3 protein-coding genes are annotated in these 3,898 nt (G+C 61.1%); all 3 read left to right on the forward strand.

The window, feature by feature from the left end:
* Nucleotides 1-57 precede the first annotated feature (57 nt).
* Nucleotides 58-2,178: an ABC transporter permease gene (locus AC1DX0_RS32355; protein ID WP_477222660.1), complete on the forward strand. Its 2,121-nt coding sequence runs from the start codon at nt 58-60 to the stop codon at nt 2,176-2,178.
* Nucleotides 2,070-3,287 carry a strictosidine synthase gene (locus AC1DX0_RS32360; protein WP_477358467.1) on the forward strand — a complete coding sequence of 406 codons (1,218 nt, stop codon included), beginning with the start codon at nt 2,070-2,072 and terminating at the stop codon, nt 3,285-3,287. Before AC1DX0_RS32355 ends, AC1DX0_RS32360 begins: the two co-directional genes overlap by 109 nt.
* Nucleotides 3,284-3,898, forward strand: a 615-nt coding sequence (locus AC1DX0_RS32365; protein ID WP_477358468.1) for an ATP-binding cassette domain-containing protein, incomplete at its 3' end; no start/stop codon positions are given. The genes AC1DX0_RS32360 and AC1DX0_RS32365, both read left to right, overlap by 4 nt.

The raw sequence follows: 3,898 nt of genomic DNA on the forward strand, positions 1-3,898 counted from the left end.
CCTGTTGGCAGCTGGATCAGCTGAAGTAGGCAAATCACAAGAATATCAAAGATGATCATGGCCAGCAGCGACACAATTGCCTATCTGCGTTCGCGCTATCTCCCCGATCATCTGATCGGGGAGATCCTGTCGAAGCGCTGGATCGACAATGCAATTCCATTTTCCGCCCTTGTGCTCACGATCGTGGTGCTGGGCTCGATCATTCCAGACTTTCTATCTCTGTCGAGCCTTTCCGACCTTGCCCGGCAGTTCGCGGAATTCGGTCTCGTGGTGCTGGCCCTGACAGTCGTGATGATTTCAGGCGGCATCGACCTTTCGGTCGCTTCCGTCTTCTCACTGGCCGTCCTGTTCTCGCTGATCGGGGTAAACGTCTACGAGTTGCCCATACCCGTCGTCCTGGCCGGCATCCTGGGCCTGGGCATCTGCTGCGGCGCCATCAACGGCCTGCTTGTCGGCTACCTGCGTCTGCGCGCCTTTCTGACCACCTTGGTCAGCCTGATCATCTTCCGCTCGATCTATGAGATTGTCTTCGTGAAGATGTCCACGTCCATGATGTCGGGCTTCTCCATGTCCGATCTCTGGCTGTTCATCGGCGAAGGCACGGTGCTCGGCGTCCCGACCTCATTGGTGATCACATTGATCATCGCCCTTGCCTGGCACCTCGTTCTGTCGCGGATGCGTCCAGGCTGGCGACTCACCGCCGTTGGCGGGGCGCGGCGTTCTGCCTTCAACGCCGGCATCGACGTGCGGTTCATGGTGTTCCTCACCTACGTCGCCTCCAGCACGATGTGCGCGCTGGCCGGCTTCCTGTTCGCCGCCCGGCTGGGCAGTACTGGGTCTGACACCGGCGTCGGGCTCGAAGTGCAGGCGCTCACCGCGGCGGTCCTCGGTGGCACGGCGATTGGCGGCGGCCGGGGTTCGGTGGCAAAGGCGATCATTGGCAGCCTGCTGGTGCTGATGCTCACCAACGGCTTGATCAACTTGGGCATCAGCGGCCCGATCACGTCGACCATACTGGGAGTGATCCTGCTCACGGCCGTCTTCGTTGACATGCGCTGGCAGAAGCACCGCCACCGCATTCTGGCCAAGGTCTATGTCTCGCCCGCCTACCTTTCCCTGCCGCCGGCGCCGAAGGTCGACGCACCCGGGTCGCCCTATGTGCTGAACGATCGATTGCGCTCCGTTGAGATTATCGGGCTCGGACAGATTGAGGGACCTGAAGACGTTATCCTCGACCGCGACGACAATCTCTATTGCGGCACCCGGCATGGCGATATTGTCCGTTTCTTCGGTCCAGACCACAAACGCTCCGAAGTGTTTGCGCATATCGGCGGCCATCCCCTCGGCATGGCATTCGATCGCAGCGGAAACCTGCTCGTCTGCATCGGCGGTATGGGTCTGTTCCAGGTTGCCCCCGACAGGACCGTCACCAAACTCACTGACGAGACGAACAGGAGCTGGACGTCCGTGGTGGACGATTCACGTCTTCGCCTGGCGGATGACGTCGACGTCGCACCCGACGGGCGCATCTATTTCAGCGAGGCAACGATCCGTTACGAGCAGGAGGACTGGGCAACCGATGCACTGGAAAGCCGGGCGAGCGGGCGCATGATCTGCTACGATCCGAAGACGGGCAAGACCCACACCGAGATTCCGAAGCTGGTCTTCGCCAACGGCGTCACGATGTGTCCCGACGGACAATCCTTCATGTTCGCGGAGAGCTGGACCTGTTCCATCAGCAGATACTGGTTCGACGGGCCGAAGAAAGGCAAGACCGAAAGGATCATCTCCAGCCTGCCGGGTTATCCCGACAACATCAATCGGTCCTCGGACGGCAATTACTGGCTGGCCCTGCTCGGCATGCGCGGGCCGGCGCTCGATCTTGCCATGCGCATGCCGGGCTTCCGCAAGCGCATGGCCAGACGCGTCGCGCCCGATCAGTGGCTCTACCCGAACATCAACACCGGGTGCGTGGTGAAGTTCAACGAGAAGGGAGAGATCCTCGACAATCTGTGGGATCTCGGGGGCCGCAACCACCCGATGATCACCTCGATGCGCGAGCACAGGGGATGGCTGTATCTGGGCGGCGTTTCGAACAACCGGATTGGCCGCTACAAACTGCCCGATGCCGACCCCAATTGGTGCGCGCAGGATGCCTATTGGGGGCCGCGCCCATGATCGGCGCCATCAAGCAGGCTTGGGCGAACTTCCGCGGTTTTGATCTGACCGGCAGTACGGTGCCGCCGATGGACGGCCCACTGCGACCCAATGCGAAGCTCGACGCGGCTCCAGTGCTGCTGGATATCGCCGATGTCGACAACCTTGTGCTCTGGGGGCAAGAGATCATCTGTTCGGTCGGTCGCGAGATACACACCCTAGCGCCAACCGCCGGCGAAGGCGGGCAGGGGCTTTCCATCAGCCGATCGAGAGCCATGGGCAAGCCCGTGACCAGCATGGCGGCGGGCGCGTGCATGCTGGCTGTCGCCGTCGAAGGAGAGGGCATCCGCATCGAGAGCCCTGATGGGGAATCCTCGGAGTTGATCGCCCCTGAGGCACTCGATGCGCGGTGCGTCACGGCGATGGCTTTCGCCGACCGCTCGACCTTGCTCGTTGCAGTCGGGTCCGAGCGCAATCCAGCGCATGGCTGGAAGCGCGATCTGATGACCAAGACGGCGACGGGGTCGGTCTGGCGTATCGACATCAGCACGCGAACTTCAATTTCGATCGCTTCTGGGCTCGCGTTTCCAACCGGGATTATCGTGTCGAAGGACCGGGTCTTCGTCTCGGAGGCCTGGCGTCACCGCGTCCTTTCGATGGGCCTCGACGGTTCGCGCCAACAGATCGCCCTTGACTCGCTCCCCGCTTATCCAGGGCGTATCGCACCAGCATCGGAAGGTGGCTTCTGGCTGGCCATGTTCGCGCCGCGCAACCCGCTTGTCGAATTCGTCCTGAAGGAGGACGAGTACCGCATGCGCATGACCGAAACAATCGACCCCGACTATTGGATCGCGCCATCGCTTGCCACCGGGAGAAGCTTCCTGGAACCCATACAGGGCGGTGCGCGCAAGAAGCTCAACATGCTGAAGCCTTGGTCGCCGAGCTGGTCTATGGGTCTTGTCGTGCGCTGTGACAAAGACATGGCGATGGTGCGAAATTGTCAAAGCCGCGCCGATGGCGATGTACACGGCGTGACTTCACTTTGCGAAGCCGATGGGCGGCTTCTCGTTGGCGCCAAGGGATCGGGAAAGATCGTGGCGATCGATGAACTTGCGGGGCACGCAGCATGACACCGCTGGTTCAATTGCGCGGCGTTTCCAAGGATTTCCGCGGCGTCCTGGCGATCTCTGACGTGGATTTCGAAATCCGCCCGGGCGAGATACACGCCATTCTGGGTGAGAACGGTGCCGGAAAATCGACGCTGATGAAAGTACTGGCCGGCGTTTACCAGCCGAGCTCGGGCGAGATGCTGCTGGATGGCCAGCCGACGACGCTGAATTCGCCGTCCGACGCGCTGAACCACGGGATAGCGATGGTGTTCCAGGAGACCAATCTGGTGCCATCTATGTCGGTGGCCCAAAATATATACCTTGGCGACGAAAAGCTGTTCAACCGGCTGCGCGGGTTGAACATCCAGGCCCAGCGTTACCTGCTGTCTCTCAACTTTTACGTCGATCCCACCGCGCAGGTGTCCTTCCTGGGAGCCGGCAAGAAGCAACTGGTCGAGATCGCACGCGCCGTTCACCACAATGCGCGGCTCATCATCTTCGACGAGCCGACCGCTACGCTGACGCCTGAGGAGAAGTTCCACTTCTTCAATCTTGCCCGCCGCCTGAAGGAGGAGGGGATTGCAATCATCTTCATCAGCCATGCGCTCGAGGAAGCGTTGCACCTGTCTGAC

It is taken from the genome of Mesorhizobium sp. P3_A9 (genome assembly GCF_056402975.1).